Here is a 17,686-nt window from a genome sequence, read left to right on the forward strand (position 1 = left end):
GGCCACGCCCCGACCCCCGCCGACCTGGAGCGGGCCGCCCGCGCGCTCCCCGCCTACATGGTCCCGGCGGCCTTCGTCGTGCTGGACCGCGTCCCGGTCACCGCCAACGGCAAGACCGACCGGCGCGCCCTGCCCGCCGTGGACTGGGCAGCGCGCTCCGGCGCCGGGCACACGGCCCCGCGCAACCGCGCGGAGCGGGAGCTGGCCCGGGTGTGGTGCTCCCTGCTGGGTCTGGAGCGCGTCGGCGTGCACGACGACTTCTTCCGCGTGGGCGGCGACTCCGTCACCGGTGTGCGCGTGCTCGCCCGCGCCGCCGAGCGGCTTGGCTCCCGGCCCCCGCTGCGCGCGCTGTTCGAACGGCCGACCATCGCGGCGCTGGCCGAGCTCTACGACGGCTCCGGCGACCGCCGCGAGGCGCCCGCGCGGACGGAGCGCCGGGGCCCGGCCCCCCTGTCCTCCGCCCAGCGCCGCATGTGGTTCCTGGACCAGTACTCGCCCGGCGGGTCCGGGTACAACTCCGGCGGCGCTCTGCGGCTGTCCGGTGGACTGGACACCGCGGCGCTGGAGCGGGCCCTGCAGTCCCTGTCCGCGCGCCACGAGGCGCTGCGCACGGTCTTCCCCTCCCGGGACGGCACGCCGCACCAGGTCGTGCTCCCCGATTCCGGTCTGCCCGTAGAGACGGTCGAGCTGGACGGCCCGCCCGGCGCAGGACGCGAGGATCGGCTGGACGCGCTGCTGGAGGAGTTCGCCGCGCGCCCCTTCGACCTGGCCGGTGGACCCCTGACCCGGGTCCTGCTGGTGCGCGTGGACGAGGGCGACCACGTCCTGTCCATCGCCATGCACCACATCGTCACCGACGCCTGGTCGATGTCGGTGCTCTTCGGGGAGCTGGGCGCGCTCTACGAGGCCGCCCGCGAGCGGCCCGGAACCCCGGCCGACGCGCTGCCCGGCGCCGCGGGCCTGGAGCCGGTGGGCCTGCGCGCCACCGACGTGGCCGTGTGGCAGGAGGAGCGGGCCCGCTCGGGCGCCTTCGAGGAGCACCTGCGGTACTGGCGCGACCAGCTCGCCGGGGTGGAGCCCCTGGCCCTGCCGACCGACCGGCCCCGGCCCGCCCGGCGGCGCGGCCTCGGCGCCGCGCGCGCCTTCGAGGTCCCCGCCCGGGTGCGCGAGGGCGTCCGCGCGCTGGAGGCCGAGCACGGCCTGACCCTGTTCATGGTGCTGGCCGCCGCCACCGCCGTGACGCTGTCGCGCCACAGCGGCCAGCGCGACCTCGTGCTGGGCACGGTGACCTCCGGACGCGACGACGCGGCCCTGGAGAACACGGTCGGGTTCTTCGTCGACACCGTGGCCCTGCGGCTGCGGCTGGACCCCGACGCGAGCGCGGCCTCGCTGCTCGCCGACGTGCGCGAGACCGTCCTGGCCGCGTTCGAGCACGGCGAGGTGCCCTTCGACAGCGTCGTGGACGCGACCGGGCAGGAACGCGACCCCTCCCGTCCCACCCTGGTCCAGGCGCTGGTCACCCTGCGCAACACGCCGGGCGCCCCCTGGCGGGTCAGCGGGCTCGACGCGCGCCCGCACGAAGTCGCCCACCGGCACACCCAGTTCGACCTGACGGTGGAGTTCGCGGAGGAGGACGGTCGGCTGCTGGGCGCGGTGGAGTACGACACCGACCTGTACGACGCCCGCACCGCCGACCGGATCGCCCACCACCTGACCGCCGTCCTCGACCTGCTCTCGCGCGCGCCCGGGGCGCCCGTGCGCTCCCTGGCCCCCGCGCCCGCGCCGGAGGAGGCCGGGGCCCTGCGGTCCTGGGGCACCGGCGCGCCCGGCCACCCCCCGGCCTCGGTGCCCGGAGTGTTCGGCGAGCGGGTCCGCGAGACACCCGACCACCCGGCCCTGTCCGGTCCCGGCGTCGCGGTGACCTACGCCGAACTGGACCGCGCCTCGGCCGCCCTGGCGGCACGGCTGCGATCGCTGGGAGTGGGTCCCGAGACGCCCGTGCCGCTGCTGCTGGAGCGGGGGCCGCACGTGGTCACCGCGATGCTCGCGGTGCTGCGCGCCGGGGGCGCCTACGTCCCCGTGCACGCCGACGACCCCGCCGAACGCGTCCGCCTGCTGGTCGCCGAGACGGGGGCGCCCTGCGTGCTCACCGACGCCGCCTCCGCCGACCGGGTGCCGTCGGCCTGCACGGCGGTGCTGGTCGACGCCGCTGACGCGGTACCGGCCGCGGCGGCCGGAGCGCGGGGGCTGGACGGCGCCCGTCCCGACCAGCTCGCCTACGTCATGTACACCTCCGGTTCCAGCGGCACGCCCAAGGGCGTGGCGGTGACCCACGCCGACGTGGTGCGCCTGGCCGCGGACCGCCGCTGGTCCGGCGGGCACGCCCGGCGCACGCTCTTCCACTCCTCGCACGCCTTCGACGCCGCCACCTACGAGATCTGGGCGGCGCTGCTGACCGGCGGCACCGTCGTGGTGGCCCCGCCGGGGCGGCTGGACGCGGACGGATTCGCCGCCCTGGTGTCGGAGCACCGGGTCAGCGCCACCTTCGTCACCGCGGCGCTGTTCAACCTCTACGCCGCGCAGGACCCCTCCTGCTTCGGCGGGATGGAGCAGGTCATCACCGGGGGCGAGGCTGCCAGCCCGCACGCGGTGGAGCGGGTGCGCCGCGCCTGCCCGGACACGACCGTGGCCAACGGCTACGGGCCCACCGAGACCACCACCTTCGCCGCCCACCACGCGCTGCCCCGGGAGGGCGACACACCCGAACCGGTGCCGATCGGCCGCCCCCTGGACGGCACCCGGCTGCACGTTCTGGACGAGCGGCTGCTGCCGGTCCCGGTGGGCGCGGTCGGTGAGCTGTACGTGGGCGGCCGGGCCACCCGCGGCTACCACGGCCGCCCCGGGCTGACCGCCGAGCGCTACGTGGCCGACCCCTTCGGCGACGGCGGGCGGCTCTACCGCACCGGCGACCTGGTGCGCTGGAACAACTCCGGCGAGCTGGAGTACACCGGCCGCGCCGACTCCCAGGTCAAGCTGCGAGGCTTTCGCATCGAACCCGGGGAGGTGGAGGCGGCCCTGCTGCGCCTGCCCGACGTGGCGCAGGCCACCGTCCAGGTGCACCGCTCCGCCTCGGGCGCGCGCGGCCTGGTCGCCTACGCGGTCCGCGCTCCGGGAGCGGACGCGGACCTGCCGGACGTGCGCGAGCGGCTGCGCCGGACACTGCCCGACTACATGGTTCCGGGCGCCGTGGTGTTCCTGGACGCCATCCCCCTCAACGCCAACGGCAAGGTGGACCGGACCGCCCTGCCCGAACCCGCCGAGCCCGGGGAGCGCACCGCACCGGACGCGGCCCCGCGAGGCGACGCCGAGCGGGCGCTCGCGGGCATCTGGGCGGAGCTGCTGCGGGTCGCGGAGGTGGGCCGCCACGACAACTTCTTCTCGCTGGGCGGCGACTCGATCCTGAGCATCCAGATGGTCTCGCGGGTGCGCGAGGCCGGATGGAACATCACCACGCGCGACGCCTTCCTGCACCAGACGGTCGCCGACCTGGCCGCCGCGGCCGAGCGGGGCGGGTCCGCGGACGGCCCCGCCGAGCGGGTGCCGGTCACCGGGACCGTCCCGCCCACCCCGGTGGAGCGCTGGTTCCTGCGCACCCGCACGCGCCGCCCCGAGCACTTCGACATGTCGCTGCTGTTCGAGGCGTCCGAGGGCACCGACCCCCTGCTGTGGGCGCGGGCCGCCGACAGCCTGCCCGCGCACCACGACATGCTCCGGTTGCGGGTCTCCGACACCGCGGACGGCCCGCGCGGGCACCTGGACGCCGACGCGGCGCCCGGCGCCAGGGTGGTGCGCGTGGACGGCGGCGACGGGGAGCTGGAGCGGGCGGTGGAGCGCGAGGCCCTGCGCGAGCGCCCCGCCGAGCGGCTCGCGGAGGGGCCCCTGTTCGAGGCGGTGGTGTTCGACCGGGGCGGACACCGGGCGCCGCGGGTACTGCTGTCGGCGCACCACCTGGTGGTCGACGCCGTGTCCTGGCGGGTGCTGCTGGAGGACCTGGCCACCGCCTACGGGCAGTTGGAGCGCGGGGAGGCGGTGGACCCGGGCGCGCCCACCACCCCCTTCCCCGAGTGGGCGCGCCGCCTCGGAGAGCACACCGCCCGGGGGGCCTTCGACGCCGACGCCGAATACTGGGCCGACCTCGCGTCGCGGGCCGCGGACGCCCGCCTGCCGGTCGAACTGGACTCGGGCCCCAACGACGTGGCCTCCCAGCGGATCGTCACGGCCGCCCTGTCGGCGGAGGAGACCGGGGCGCTGCTGCGCCGGGTGCCCGGCACGCTGCGCAGCAGCATCGACGACGTGCTGCTCGGCGCGCTGGGCCGTGTGCTGACCGACTGGAGCGGCGACCCCCGCCTGCTGGTGGCCAAGGAGGGCCACGGCCGGGAGGACCTGTTCGACGACGTGGACCTGTCCCGCACGGTGGGCTGGTTCACCGCCATCCACCCGGTGCTGCTGGAGGTCCCCCGGGGCACCGGCACGGCCGAGGCGGTGGCCGCCGCCCGGGCCCAGCGGCGGGCCGCCCCGGAGGCGATCGGGTTCGGGGCGCTGCGCGAGCTGGGCGGCGACCGGGTTCCGGCCCCGCTGGCCGCGATGCCCGAACCCCAGGTGTCCTTCAACTACCTGGGCCGGTTCGGCGACCGGGACGGCGGCCCCGTGGGGCGCCTGCTGCCCCTGCCGCCGTGCGACCACGCCCCGCAGGAGGGGCGCACCGGCCTGTTCGACGTGACCGGCGGCGTCACCGGCGGGCGGCTGGAGTTCTCCTGGACCTACTCGGCCAACCGGCACCGCCCCGAGACGGTGCGGGCCCTGGCCGACGAGTACGCCGAACGGCTGCGCGGCCTCGTGCGCGAGGCCGGGCGCGGGCGCGCGCGGAACCGCCGGGCGCGCTGACCGTGCCGCGCGGACGGCGCGCGGCACCCACGACGACAAGGAGAAGGAACGACGTGAGCAACCCCTTCGACGACGAGGACGCCCGCTTCCTCGTACTGGTCAACGACGAGGGCCAGCACTCCCTGTGGCCCGCCTTCGCCGAGGTGCCCCGGGGCTGGCGGGTGGCCCAGGGCGAGACCTCCCGGGCCGAGGCCGTGGAGTACGTGGAGCGCGAGTGGACCGACCTGCGCCCGGCGAGCCTGATCGCCGCGCAGGAGGGCTGAACGCGCCGGGGCGCGCGGGTCCGGCGCGCCCCGGCGCCCTCGGGCGTCGCCGTTGCCGCGCAGCGTGCACGGCACCGTCCTGTGATCCCCGGCCCGGCCGGATCGCTGCGCCGCAGGCTCATGCCGGGGCGTCACGGACCACCGTGCGCGCTCCCCCGACCGTCCGACCGGTCAGGACGGGCCCCGGCCGGGCGGGCGCTCCGGGCTCTCGGGCACCGCCCGCGCGTCGGCCACGTCCCCACCGCCCTCGGGCCCGGGCTCCCGGTGCGCCCCGTCGCCTCCCACGGCCGAGTGCAGGCGGTCGTTCAGCAGCTCCAGCACCCGCATCCGGCAGGAGTGATTCTCCTCGTAGGCGATCAGCTCGCGCACCCGCTCCGCGGGGAGGGAGCGGACGCGTTCGTCCAGGTCCCGGAACGAGAGGTTTTCGTAGTCGGGCACAGGAGGAGTCGCCATGCCGCCCACCCGCTTCCTCTGCGACGGCCGTGTGCAGCAGCACGCCTACCCGAGGGACCGGAGCGGAAAACGGGCGCGGACCCGGCCCGCTCCGCGTGCGCGGAGCCGGACGGGTCCGAAGTGTTCGGCGCGGGGCGCCGCCGCTACCCCTTCGCGGCGGAGCGGCGGCGGGCCACCTCGTAGAGGGACACCCCCGCGGCCACGGAGGCGTTCAGCGACTCCGCGTTGCCGATCGGGATGCTCGCGACCACGTCGCAGGCCTCGCGCACCAGGCGGGACAGGCCCTTGCCCTCGGAGCCGATCACGATGACCAGAGGGCCGGATGCCAGCTCCAGGTCCGGGATGGGGGTGTCGCCGCCGGAGTCGAGGCCGACCACGAACACGCCCTCCTTCTTGTAGCCCTCCAGCGCGCGGGTCAGGTTGGTGGCCTGGGCCACGGGCAGCCGGGCGAGGGTGCCCGCGGAGGTCTTCCAGGCGGTGAGGTTGACACCGGCCGAGCGGCGCTCGGGGATGAGCAGGCCGTGCGCGTTGAACGCGGCGGCCGAACGCGCGATGGCGCCGAGGTTGTGCGGGTCGGTCACCCCGTCCAGGGCCACGATCAGCGCCGGGGTGTCGGACTCCAGTGCCGCGTCCAGCAGCGCCTCGGGCGCGCGGTACTGGTAGGGGCGCACCTGGAGCGCGAGCCCCTGGTGGGCCGCGTTGGGCTGGCCGTTGCTCTCGCAGCGGCGGTCGAGCTCGGTCTTGGTGACCTCCAGCACGTCCAGGCCGCGCTCGCCGGCGATCCGGGCCGCCTCGTTGACACGCTCGTCCGGGTCGAGGCTGTTGGCCAGGAACAGGCGGGTGGCGGGCATGCCGGCGCGCAGCGCCTCCACCACCGGGTTGCGCCCCACCAGCAGGTCGGAGGCGTCCGCGCGGCGTCGATCCCCCTGCTGCTGGCCCCGGGCCTGGCCTGCGGAGTCCGGGCGGCGGGCGGCCCTGGCCCGCTGCTTGCCCTCGTACCAGTGCCGCTGCTCCGCGGGCAGGGTGCCGCTCTTGCCCTCCAGCGAGCGGCGGCCCTTGCCTCCGCTGCCCTTGCTCGGGCCCTTCTTGCTCTTCTTCGCCGGCATGGTCGCCGCCTCCCCGTCAGTGTCGCGGGCATGCCGGAGGCGCGTCGCATCCGGCTGGTGGAATGTGGCCTGCCAACGTGAACGCGGCGGCAAACTCCCAGACTAACGCCGCCGCGCCACCGCCCGGGCCGCCTCAGTCGCGGCGCAGGTCCCAGCGCGGGCCCTCGGGGGTGTCCTCGACCACGACGCCCGCCCCGGCGAGCCGGTCGCGGATCGCGTCGGCCGCCGCGTAGTCCTTGCGGCCGCGGGCGGCCTGGCGCTGCTCCAGGGCGACCGCCACCAGGGCGTCCACGACCTCTCGCAGCCCCTGGTCCCCGCCGGTGGCCCACTGCTCCCCGAGCGGGTCCAGGCCCAGGACGCCGAGCATGGTGCGCAGCTCGCCGGCGATCTCGGCGGCCTGCTCCTTGCCTCCCGCCACCAGCGCCGTGTTGCCCTCGCGGACGTGGCCGTGCACGACGGCGAGGGCCTGGGAGACCCCGAGGTCGTCGTTGAGGGCGGACGCGAACTCCGCGGGCACGTCCGCGGCCGGGACGACCTCGCCCAGCACCTCGGCGGCGCGGGTGAGGAAGCCCTCGATGCGCTGGTAGGCGGTGGCCGCCTCCTGGAGGGCGGCGTCGGAGTAGTCGATGACCGAGCGGTAGTGCACCTGGCCCAGGTAGTACCGCAGCTCGACCGGGCGCACCTTGCGCACCATCTGCGGGATGAGCAGGGAGTTGCCCAGCGACTTGCTCATCTTCTCGCCGCCGACGACGAGGAGCCCGTTGTGCAGCCAGTACTGGGCGAAGCCGTCACCGGCCGCGCGGGACTGGGCGAGCTCGTTCTCGTGGTGCGGGAAGACCAGGTCCAGGCCGCCGCCGTGGATGTCGAAGCTGGGGCCCAGGTACTTGGTGGCCATGGCCGAGCACTCCAGGTGCCAGCCGGGGCGTCCGCGCCCCCACGGGGTGTGCCAGCTCGGCTCGCCCGGCTTGGCGCCCTTCCACAGGGCGAAGTCGCGGGGGTCGCGCTTGTCGCGGTCCGCGTCGCAGTCGGCCGACTCCACGACCTGGTCCAGGCGCTGGTTGGACAGGCCCCCGTAGGGCGGGTAGGAGCGCACGTCGAAGTAGACGTCGCCGGAGCCGTCGGAGGCGGCGTAGGCGTGGCCCGCGTCGATGAGGCGCTGCATGAGGTCGATCATCTCGGGCACGTGCCCGGTGGCCCGCGGCTCCACGGTGGGAGGCAGGCAGCCCAGGATCTCGTACGCGTGCGTGAACGCGCGCTGGTTGCGCTCGCTGACCTGCCACCACGGCACGCCCTCGTCCGACGCGACCCGGATGATCTTGTCGTCGATGTCGGTGACGTTGCGGCAGAAGGTGACGTCGTACCCCAGGTGCGTCAGCCAGCGGCGCAGGATGTCGAAGTTCACACCGGAGCGGATGTGCCCGATGTGCGGGGGTGCCTGCACCGTGGCACCACACAGGTACAGGGAGGCGGCCCCCTCGCGCAGCGGGACGAACTCGCGGACCTGTCGGGCACTGGTGTCGTAGAAGCGCAGACTCACGTTGTCAAGCGTATCCCCTTTCCCCTCACGGCGGCGTCACAAACCAGGGATCCCCAGGTGGGAGAAGCCCTCCCGGACATCCCCAAGTGCGTATATGTGATTGGCCGTATTCGGACACACGAGGTGTGAGATAACCCTGGCCGGAAGTCCGATCCGCGGGTCCTCCCGAACGCTACTCCCTGCATATTCCGACAGAACGACACAGAACACCTGGGGGCGGCTCGTCTGGTAGCAACCATAATCAGACGGAATCTCGTGTTCGCGGCACCGCCTGGACTACGCTGCGAAGGCGATGGCCCCTTACAACAACGCCCCCGAGTCAGGGACACGGAACGGTAGGCCCGCAGCAGGTCGCGGCGCGGGAGCCGGTGCTCTCGTCGGTGGCGGCCTGTTCGTCGGCCTCATCGCGCTGTGCGCCCTCGTCATCTCCTACAACGGCATCTTCCAGTTCGCCGAGTACGGCGGCCACGAGGGCAGCCCCCTCGCCCACGTGTTCCCGGTGACCTACACCCTGCTGCTGATGATGGCGTGCTGGGTGAGCTACCTGCTGCGCGGAGCGCCTCCGCGCGAGCGGCTCTGGGTCGACCTGGTGCTGATCCCGGTGCTGGTCCTGTTCGCCGCGGCGGCGATGCTGATGAGCAGCCTGGAACTCGTCGAGCGGGTGCACCAGGGAGTCGCCAACGTGATCGTGGCGGTGGCGCCGCTCGCGGCGCTGCTGGTGGCCTTCCTGCTGTGGATGACCCTGCGCGCGCACATGCGCAGGCGCCGCCGCGCGCGGATGGCGAGGCCGCGTCCGGCGGACGACCCCACGACGGTGCTGCACGCCCGCACAGCGGTGGTCCCCCCGCGCGGGGACACCGCCCCCCCGTCCGCCTCGGAGGGCGGCACCCTCCAGACCCGGCTGCTGCGCCTGGGCGCCGACGACCGGGACGAGGACGAGACAGAGGCCTTCGGCCCGGTCGGCCGTCCCCGCCGGGACGGTGGCGGCCGAAACGGCGAGGACCCTGGGACCGCCGGAGCCTCGGAGGCCCCGGGAGGGTCAGAGGCGTTCGCGGGGTCCAACGCGCCCGGGGAGCGGCGGGAGCGCGGGCGGGACCCGGAACCCGACACCGTCCGGGACCGGGACGAGCCGGGCCGGAACGGGGACGTGGACGGCCGGGACGACGGGGAGTTCGCCGCCGAGCCGCTGCCCGTGGCCGGGACCGAAGCACCGCGTTCCGACGCCGGTGACGACCGGGACGACGGGGACGGGATCGGGGCGTCCGTGCCGACGGTGCGCCTGCCCCGGCGCTCGCGGGACGGGCACAACCCGATCAAGCGGGCCGCCGAGGAGGCCCCGGTGGTGCCCGGCGCGGCAGCGCCCGCCGACGACGAACCGGAGCCGGAAGCGGGACCGGAGCCGGTCGCGGTGGTCCCCGGCCACCTGGCCGACGAGGGTTTCGAGCACGAGCCGCCCTCCGGCGACCCGGTGTCGGACGAGGCCGACGCCCCGCCGGTGGCCCCAGGGCACGCGGCCGAACCCGAACCACACGTGGATCCCGAGCCGGAGACCGGGACCGTCACGGCCTTCGAGTCGGAGCCCGAACCGGTGGAGGAGCCCGCGGAACCCCAGCCGGAACCCGTTCCCGTCGTGACGCCCGAGCCGGTCACGGACTCGCGGAGCGCGCCGTCCGGGCAGGGGTCCGAGGCGGACGCGGAGGACGCGCGGGCCGGTTCCGTGCCGCGGTCCGATCCCGCTCCGGCGTCGCGGAGCACGCCCGTGGAGCCGGACCCCGAGCCCGAGCCCGCGACAGAAGCCGAGCCCTCGGCGGAGCGCGCCCCGGACACCGCGCACTGGGAGCCGCCCGCGGACGACTCGGGCGCCCACGTCCTCGCGGACTACGTGCCGCCGGTGTGGACGCCGCCGGATGACGACGCCTCGCCGTTCGCGGAGGAGTCCCGGGAGCCGGAGCCGACGCCCGCGCTGGACCACGACACCGGTCCCGCGGTGCGGGCGGCGTTCCGGATCGGCGGGGCCTCCCCGGAGGCGGCGGCCACCTCGGACGGACCAGCGCAGCCCGCGCCGGGGCCGGAGGAGGCCTGGTCCTGGTACGAGACCGACGAGGACCGGTTCCCGGAGGAGGACCCGCTCCAGGAGCCGGAACGGCTCGGGGCGTCCGAGCCCTCCCCGAACGACGCCGACCTCCCGCCCGAGGCGGAGGAGCTTCCGCCGACTGTCCGGGAGGAGGGCGGGGACGAACCGGCCCCCTCCTCCACGGAGCCCCCGGCAGGGCCCGAGCCCGACGCCGGAGGACGCGTTCAGGAGAGGCGCGGCCCCCTCACCCCGGTGGAGAAGCGCCCTATGGTGCTCAAGCCGCCGCGTCCGCCGCTGCCGGACTTCTCCTCGGGACCGCCCTCGCGGCGCGTGCGCAGCGAGCCGCTCCGTCCGGACGAGTAGGAACGGCGGGGGGGCGCGCCGGGCGGACGCGCCTGACGGGCGTACGACGGGGCTGTGCACAGGTTGTGCACGGCCCCGAAGCCGTTCCGGTGCCCCCTGAACGCCGCGGCCGATTCCTGAGCACCCGCCGTGCGAAGGTCACGCCGGACGCCCTCGGCCTCCCCTCGGGCGGCCATCGCCGGGTTCCGGAGCTGCGGGGCCCGCTGACGGTGGGCTTCCACGCCTTCAACGTCGCCAGCGCCCCGGTTACCGGCTGCTCGTCTGCCGGGAGCGCGGACGCGAGTCGTGACGGGGGCCGCCCGGGCCTTCTCAGCCCGCGGCCACGCACAGGGCCGTGGCCACGGCCGCGATGCCCTCTCCGCGGCCGGTCAGGCCCAGGCCGTCGGTCGTGGTCGCCGAGACGCTCACGGGCGCTCCCACGACCTCCGAGAGCGTCTTCTCGGCCTCAGCGCGGCGCGGCGCGAACCTGGGGCGGTTGCTGATGATCTGGACGGCCACGTTGCCGATCTCGAAACCGGCCGCGCGCACGCGCGCCGCGGTCTCGGTGAGCAGGGCCGCTCCGGAGGCGCCTTTCCAGCGCGGTTCCGAAGTGCCGAAGTTGGATCCCAGATCGCCGAGTCCGCAGGCGGACAACAGCGCGTCGCACGCGGCGTGGGCGGCGACATCGCCGTCGGAATGGCCGCTGACGCCGTCCTCTCCCGGCCATTCCAAACCGGCCAGGAAAAGGGTGCGCCCAGGAGAAAACGGGTGGACGTCCGTTCCGACGCCCACCCGAGGCATATTCGTCATCAATTACGTGATTTCAGAACCGGTTCAGGTGGTGAGAACCTCGTCGAGGAGGGCCTCGGCCTTGTCCTCGTTGGTCTTTTCCGCGAGGGCGAGTTCGCTGACGAGGATCTGCCGCGCCTTGGCGAGCATACGCTTCTCACCGGCGGACAGGCCGCGCTCCTTGTCCCGACGCCAGAGGTCCCGAACCACCTCGGCGACCTTGTTCACGTCACCCGAGGCCAGCTTCTCCAGGTTGGCCTTGTAGCGCCTGGACCAGTTGGTGGGCTCCTCGGTGTGCGGCGCGCGAAGCACCTCGAAGACCTTGTCCAGGCCCTCCTGCCCCACCACGTCGCGAACGCCGACGTCCTCGGCATTCGCGGCGGGCACGCGCACCGTCAGATCGCCCTTGTCGACCCTCAGAACGAGGTAGATTCTGTCCTCGCCCTTAATGTTGCGCGTCTCGATCGCTTCAATACGAGCAGCCCCATGATGGGGGTAGACAACAGTGTCGCCGACCTTGAAAGTCATGTGACAGGTACCCCTTCCGCTACCACAAGGATACCACGAATCTGTGACTTAACGTACCTATTAGGTTTGCGAACACGCAGGTCAAGCCCTACTTTCCAGGGCTTGACAAAGTGTACCCGAGGCCTGCTGCGCACCTGGTCAGGCCCCGTACGGAAGGGCTTGCGGACGCCGTGTCCACCCCTTCACCGGAACTCGGTGAAGGCGTTACGGACACGCCCGCGGAGCCTTCGGGGAGGGGCCGGAGCGACGCATCTCACCGTGCAGCGTCGCCTGGCGCACGTCGCCCGCGAGGGCTCCCGACGACCAGCCGCAACGACCCGCGCACGGCCGGCCTCCGGCCGCCGTGCGACCCGTCCGGACCGGTCGGCCGCGCCCCGGCACAGCGTTTCCGGCCCCGACCCGGCCCGGCGCCGCGCGCTCCGGCGCGGCGCCGGGGGGACACTCGCGGTCCGGACGTCCGGGGGGACGCGTCCAGGGGGGCGGGGAAGCACGCCCGGCCCGCGGACGGCGTACGGCCGGACCGGGCTCGCGGGACCGGCGAGGGGGCACCTGCGGTCCGCTCCGCGGAGAGGCCGCCGTCGGCTCAGCTCTCGGGGTCGTAGTCCTCGCGCTTCTCGCCCGTCACCATGTAGACGAGGTTGTCGGCGACGTGCACCGCGTGGTCACCGAAGCGTTCGTAGAACCGGCCGACCAGGGTGACGTCCATGGTGGCCTCCACGCCGTACTCCCACCCGGGGGCGAGGATGCGCTGCAGCAGCTTGCGCCGCAGCCGGTCCATCGTGTCGTCGTCCTTGTCCAATTCCAGGGCGGTGTCGGGGTCGCGGTCCATGATGACCTCGCCCGCCTTGGTGACAAGCAGTTCCGCCTGGTGGCCCATCTCCAGCACGATCGACCGCACCGGCTTGGGGATAGCCGAGTCGGGGTGGCGCCGCCGCGCGATCTTGGCCAGGTGGACGGCGTGGTCGCCCATCCGCTCCAGGTCGCCGCGCATGTACAGGGAGGTGATGATGGTGCGCAGGTCGGAGGCGACCGGCTGCTGCCGGGCCATCAGGCTGAACGCGGTGTCCTCGATCTCCTGGTCGAGCCGGTTGATCTGCTCGTCGCCGGAGATGACCTCCTGCGCCGCGTTGATGTCACTGTCCAGCAGCGCCGTGGTCGCACGAGCGACGGCGTGCCGCGCGAGCCGCGTCATCTCGACGAGGCGTTCACTCAGGCTGTCAAGGTCGTCGTGGTAGGTATCGCGCATGGCGTCAATGCTCCCAGTGGTTGTTTGAAGAGTCGGCCAAGAATCGGTGAACGATGCAAGAACCTCGGTTGTGTCGCATGCCCTGACCGGGTAAAGCCCCAGTCCGCACGTTTACGATCGAACCGTGCAAGGGGAACTTCTCGCCGCGGTGACCGGCATCATCGGACTCGTCACGGGCGTCGTCATCGGCGTCCTGGCCGGTCCCTTCTTCCGTACGGGTACCGCCGCACGGCAACGGCAGGCTCCGGAGCCCGCGAACCGCGACGGCGGCGTGCTGCCCTCCGGCATAGCCGAGGTGCTCTCCGCGATCCCCTCCTCCGCCGTCGTGCTGGACTCCGCCGACAGGGTCCTGCGCGCCTCCTCCGCCGCACGAGCCTTCGGCATCGTGCGGGGCGAGGAAATGGTCATCGGCGAACTCCTCACCCTGGCCCGGCAGGTACGGCGGGACGGCGTCATCCGGGAGACCGACATCGAGGTGGCCGTGCGCAAGTTCGGCCCCGACGCCACGTCCTTCGCCGTGCGGGTGGCCCCCCTGGGAGGGACCGGGCTGGTGCTGGTGCTGGCCGAGGACCAGACCGAGCACCGGCGCCTGGAGGCGGTCCGCCGCGACTTCGTCGCGAACATCTCGCACGAGCTGAAGACCCCGGTGGGCGCTTTGTCCCTGTTGGCGGAAACCGTACAGGACGCCAGTGACGACCCGGAAGCGGTGCGTCGCTTCACCGAGCGCATGCAGGTCGAGGCCTCGCGGCTGACCGCGGTGATCCAGGACCTCATCACGCTCTCGCGCATCCAGGGCGCCGAGCCGATGGCCGAACCCGCCCGGGTCGACCTCGGCCCCGTCGTGGAGGAGGCGCTGGACTCGGTGCGCATGCCCGCGGACGCCAAGGGGATCGAACTGGTCGGCAGCGGCGCCGAGGGCGTCGTGATCATGGGCGACGAGGGTCTGCTGGGCACCGCCGTGCGCAACCTGGTCGCCAACGCCGTGTCCTACAGCCCCAAGAACACCCGGGTCGCCGTGTCCGTGGTGCTGTCCAGGTCCAGCGTGGACATCAGCGTCGCCGACCAGGGCATCGGGATACCGCAGCAGGACCTGGAAAGGATCTTCGAGCGGTTCTACCGTGTGGACGCCGCTCGGAGCCGGGCCACCGGGGGTACCGGTCTGGGCCTGGCGATCGTCAAGCACATCATGACCCACCACCGTGGAGAAGTGACCGTGTGGAGCAAGGAGGGGTCGGGGTCGACGTTCACTCTGCGGCTGCCCCGTTCCGAGAGCCGGGGGCCCGAGGCCGCCCGGAACACCGACCGTCAGGAGGCGGCACAGTGACGCGCGTACTCGTTGTCGAGGACGAGGAATCCTACAGCGACGCCCTGTCGTACATGCTGCGCAAGGAGGGCTTCGAGGTCGCCGTGGCGCCCACCGGGACCGTGGCGCTGGAGACCTTCGACCGTACCGGGGCCGACCTGGTGCTGCTGGACCTGATGCTGCCGGGGCTGTCGGGCACCGAGGTGTGCCGGACGCTGCGGCAGAAGTCCAACGTCCCCGTGATCATGCTCACCGCCAAGGACTCCGAGATCGACAAGGTCGTCGGTCTGGAGCTGGGCGCCGACGACTACGTGACCAAGCCCTTCTCCTCCCGCGAGCTCGTGGCCCGCATCCGCGCGGTGCTGCGCCGCCGGGGCGAGGACGAGGTCGTGCTGCCCGCCGCCCTGGAGGCCGGTCCCGTCCGGATGGACGTGGAGCGTCACGTGGTGACGGTGCGCGGAGACAACGTGCAGCTCCCCCTCAAGGAGTTCGAGCTGCTGGAGGTGCTCCTGCGCAACGCCGGGCGGGTGCTCACCAGGATGCAGCTCATCGACCGCGTGTGGGGCGCCGACTACGTCGGTGACACCAAGACCCTCGACGTGCACGTCAAGAGGCTGCGCGCCAAGATCGAGGAGGACCCGGGCAGCCCGCGCTACATCGTGACCGTCCGCGGTCTGGGCTACAAGTTCGAGCCGGTCACCGTCGACGTCTGAGGGGCGCTGGGTCTCTCCGGGGACTGCCTGCGCCGCCTCACGTGTCCCGGGCCGTGGCCGCGTCCACAGCCCGGGCCTCCTCATACCTCCAGGACGACCGTGAACGGGCCCTCGTTGGTGAGGGAGACCGACATCTTCGCGCCGAACACCCCCGTGGCCACCACGGCGCCGAGAGAGCGCAGCTCCTCGACGACCGCGTCCACGAGGGGTTCGGCGACGGGGCCGGGCGCCGCGGCCTGCCAGGTGGGGCGGCGGCCCTTGCGCGCGTCGCCGTAGAGCGTGAACTGGCTGACCACGAGCAGCGGCGCGCCGGTGTCGGAGCACGACCGCTCGTCCTCCAGGATCCGCAGCGTCCACAGCTTCCTGGCGATCCTGACCGCCTCGGCGGCGGTGTCGGTGTGGGTGACCCCCACCAGCGCCGTCAGGCCGGGTTCGGTGATCCGTCCGACCACCTCGCCGTCCACCGTCACCGACGCGTGCGACACGCGCTGCACGACCGCGCGCATGGTGCCTCCCCCTCGTGGTCTGCGGCTTCCTAGCGCCGCTGGAACTGGTTGAGCGCCCGCAGCCGCCGGGCGTTGGTGATGATTCCGGTCAGCGTCACCACGAACGTGGTGATGGAGTCCGCGAAGTCCTCGATCCGCCACTCCCTGGGCCCCGTGTACCAGGCCAGGCCGTCACCGGTCAGCTCCTCGGGGGTCAGGTCGGTGAGCGCGGCCGAGGCCAGGATGTCGGCCCAGTGGTCGACGTCGTCGAAGATCACCGCGTAGGGCAGGTAGCGCGAGTACAGCTCCACCCGCTGCCCCGGGGGCGCGGTCGCCGAGCGCGGGCTCAGCAGGTAGTCGCGGAAGCCCACCGTGTGCGCGTACACGGAGCTGCCCAGGGCGGTCTTGGCGGGCATGTACTGCGCGCCCGCCGTGACGGCGGCGCCCGCGATGATGACGGCCAGCCCGGTGAACGCCGCGCTGGTGAAGACCGCGAGGGTTCCGGTCAGGAGCACGCCCGCGGCGGTCACCGCCATGCCGACGGCGCTCCAGCGGCTGCGGACCTGGTTGGGCGAGCGGGCGAACCACTTCAGCCGCACCATGTCGCGGTACAGCTCCTCGCGGACGCGGTCGATGCGCGCCGGGAAGTCGGCGGAGGTGCGTGGCGAGCCGACCTGGGACAGGCGCACGGTCGGGCGCCCGCCGAAGAGCGCGTCCAGCAGCAGCCACTCGTAGGAGCGGAGGGTGTCCTCCGGGGGGCCGTCCAGCCGCACCAGCCGCCAGTCCACGGACGTGAAGTGCTCGTGCGGCAGCTCCTCCAGGCGCACGTAGCCGCGCACGGCCAGGTCGACCACGGCGCCGGTGAGGTCGGTGATGTCCACGGTCTCGTTGACGAGCGTGCCGATCTGGCCGGGGTGCACGTCGTCGGGCGGGGCGAACCGCAGGCGCCCGTGCTCGCCCTCGGCCACCGGGGCGTGGTCCCCGGCCGAGGCCTCGTCGCGCAGGGCGCGCTCGTCGCGGCCCCGGACGCGGATCAGCACCACGAGGCCGCCCAGGAGCACCGCCAGCAGCAGCCCGAAGACGCTGGCGGTGGCCGGGGTGACCGCGAAGGCCGAGGCCAGCGACCAGCGGCGGGTGAGGATGGGCTCGCCCTCGGCGGTGCCGGGCGGGTAGTTGACGACGATGTCGAGCCGGCCGGTGGGCTCCATGTCGGCCTGGAGGAAGTGGGCCACGCCCGCGTCTGCGCCCATGTCGGAGGCCGTGCAGTACATGGCGCTGCGCGGCTCCCCGGCCAGGCAGGACAGCGCCTCGGGCGGCAGGGGCGCGGTGACGGTCACGTCAGTGGCCTCCACGGGGTGGCTGTAGGCGCCGACGGCCCGCCACTCGAGCTGGACGCCCTGGGAGACCTCGCTCACGGTTCCGCTCACCCGGTAGGAGAGCACGACCCCGGAGGTGGCCTCGGTGGGGATCTCCACGGACAGGGAGCCGTCGTCCCTGCTCACCCGGGCGTCCAGGGCTTCGCCGTCCAGGTCGGTGGCCCGCACACCGGTGACCTCGAACTTCCGGTCGTGCTCGGTGTCGTAGAGCATCGTCTCGGTCAGGGAGCGGGTGAAGGCGGCCGGGGCGCCGCCGGAGAAGGAGATGGTCTCCTCGCCGTGGAGGACGCCCGCGCTGTCGAGTTCGAGGCGGACTTCGTTGGTGATGACCGGGGCGGACCGGTCGCTGGCGGGCGCCACGGAGCCCCCCGGTACTGTGGGAGCCGGTGCCGCTGGCGTCGCGGCGTGGGCCTCCCCACCCGGCCACGCGACGACAAGCGCCGTGACCAGTGAGGACAACACGAAGACGGCCGTCGCGACCGCGACGGCCGGGCGCCAGGAGCCAACCCACCACATGTCGCGAGAGC

At 73.8% G+C, this 17,686-nt stretch carries 13 protein-coding genes; 5 read left to right on the forward strand and 8 right to left on the reverse strand.

What is annotated here, in order from left to right:
• Together ABD54_RS05780 and ABD54_RS05785 are read left to right on the forward strand one after the other, a co-directional pair.
• Window positions 1-4,944, forward strand: a 4,944-nt coding sequence (locus ABD54_RS05780; RefSeq protein WP_047868389.1) for a non-ribosomal peptide synthetase, incomplete at its 5' end; no start/stop codon positions are given.
• Between the two features lie 53 nt (window positions 4,945-4,997).
• On the forward strand, window positions 4,998-5,207 hold the full coding sequence (locus tag ABD54_RS05785; protein WP_047868390.1) for an MbtH family protein: 210 nt from the start codon (window positions 4,998-5,000) through the stop codon (window positions 5,205-5,207).
• A gap of 171 nt (window positions 5,208-5,378) precedes the next feature.
• Here the strand turns inward: ABD54_RS05785 and ABD54_RS05790 are convergent, their stop codons facing one another.
• The 3 genes from ABD54_RS05790 to cysS form a co-directional block, all read right to left on the reverse strand.
• The gene (locus ABD54_RS05790) at window positions 5,379-5,660 is read right to left on the reverse strand and encodes a hypothetical protein (protein ID WP_047868433.1); all 282 of its coding nucleotides are present in this window, start codon (window positions 5,658-5,660) and stop codon (window positions 5,379-5,381) included.
• Window positions 5,661-5,803: 143 nt separating this feature from the next.
• Window positions 5,804-6,766: a 23S rRNA (guanosine(2251)-2'-O)-methyltransferase RlmB gene (gene rlmB / locus ABD54_RS05795; RefSeq protein WP_047868391.1), complete on the reverse strand. Its 963-nt coding sequence runs from the start codon at window positions 6,764-6,766 to the stop codon at window positions 5,804-5,806.
• Between the two features lie 133 nt (window positions 6,767-6,899).
• Window positions 6,900-8,303 carry a cysteine--tRNA ligase gene (cysS, locus tag ABD54_RS05800; protein WP_047868392.1) on the reverse strand — a complete coding sequence of 468 codons (1,404 nt, stop codon included), beginning with the start codon at window positions 8,301-8,303 and terminating at the stop codon, window positions 6,900-6,902.
• Between the two features lie 292 nt (window positions 8,304-8,595).
• Between cysS and ABD54_RS05805 the strand changes: the two genes are divergently transcribed.
• A complete protein-coding gene (locus ABD54_RS05805; RefSeq protein ID WP_047868393.1) occupies window positions 8,596-10,740 on the forward strand; it encodes a DUF2637 domain-containing protein in 2,145 nt (714 codons plus the stop codon).
• Between the two features lie 309 nt (window positions 10,741-11,049).
• On the opposite strand, the gene ispF is transcribed toward ABD54_RS05805, so the two are convergent.
• The 3 genes from ispF to phoU all read right to left on the reverse strand — a co-directional run bounded on the left by ispF (window position 11,050) and on the right by phoU (window position 13,282).
• A complete protein-coding gene (ispF, locus tag ABD54_RS05810; RefSeq protein WP_082166706.1) occupies window positions 11,050-11,520 on the reverse strand; it encodes a 2-C-methyl-D-erythritol 2,4-cyclodiphosphate synthase in 471 nt (156 codons plus the stop codon).
• Between the two features lie 33 nt (window positions 11,521-11,553).
• Window positions 11,554-12,036 (reverse strand): CarD family transcriptional regulator, encoded by a 483-nt coding sequence (locus ABD54_RS05815; protein WP_047868395.1) that lies wholly within the window; start codon window positions 12,034-12,036, stop codon window positions 11,554-11,556.
• Window positions 12,037-12,619: 583 nt separating this feature from the next.
• Window positions 12,620-13,282 (reverse strand): phosphate signaling complex protein PhoU, encoded by a 663-nt coding sequence (phoU, locus tag ABD54_RS05820; protein WP_047868396.1) that lies wholly within the window; start codon window positions 13,280-13,282, stop codon window positions 12,620-12,622.
• A gap of 124 nt (window positions 13,283-13,406) precedes the next feature.
• On the opposite strand from phoU, the gene ABD54_RS05825 reads away from it, so the two are divergent.
• Window positions 13,407-14,606: a cell wall metabolism sensor histidine kinase WalK gene (locus tag ABD54_RS05825; protein ID WP_047868397.1), complete on the forward strand. Its 1,200-nt coding sequence runs from the start codon at window positions 13,407-13,409 to the stop codon at window positions 14,604-14,606.
• Window positions 14,603-15,298, forward strand: a complete 696-nt coding sequence (locus ABD54_RS05830; protein ID WP_013155318.1) for a response regulator transcription factor — start codon at window positions 14,603-14,605, stop codon at window positions 15,296-15,298. The genes ABD54_RS05825 and ABD54_RS05830 overlap by 4 nt, the downstream gene beginning before the upstream one ends.
• Window positions 15,299-15,378: 80 nt before the next feature.
• Here the strand turns inward: ABD54_RS05830 and dtd are convergent, their stop codons facing one another.
• On the reverse strand, window positions 15,379-15,804 hold the full coding sequence (dtd, locus tag ABD54_RS05835) for a D-aminoacyl-tRNA deacylase (RefSeq protein WP_047868398.1): 426 nt from the start codon (window positions 15,802-15,804) through the stop codon (window positions 15,379-15,381).
• 29 nt (window positions 15,805-15,833) lie between these two features.
• The gene (locus tag ABD54_RS05840) at window positions 15,834-17,675 is read right to left on the reverse strand and encodes a DUF2207 domain-containing protein (protein WP_047868399.1); all 1,842 of its coding nucleotides are present in this window, start codon (window positions 17,673-17,675) and stop codon (window positions 15,834-15,836) included.
• Window positions 17,676-17,686 lie beyond the last annotated feature (11 nt).

The sequence above is a fragment of the Nocardiopsis sp. RV163 genome (genome assembly GCF_001029525.1).
Classification (GTDB): domain Bacteria; phylum Actinomycetota; class Actinomycetes; order Streptosporangiales; family Streptosporangiaceae; genus Nocardiopsis; species Nocardiopsis dassonvillei.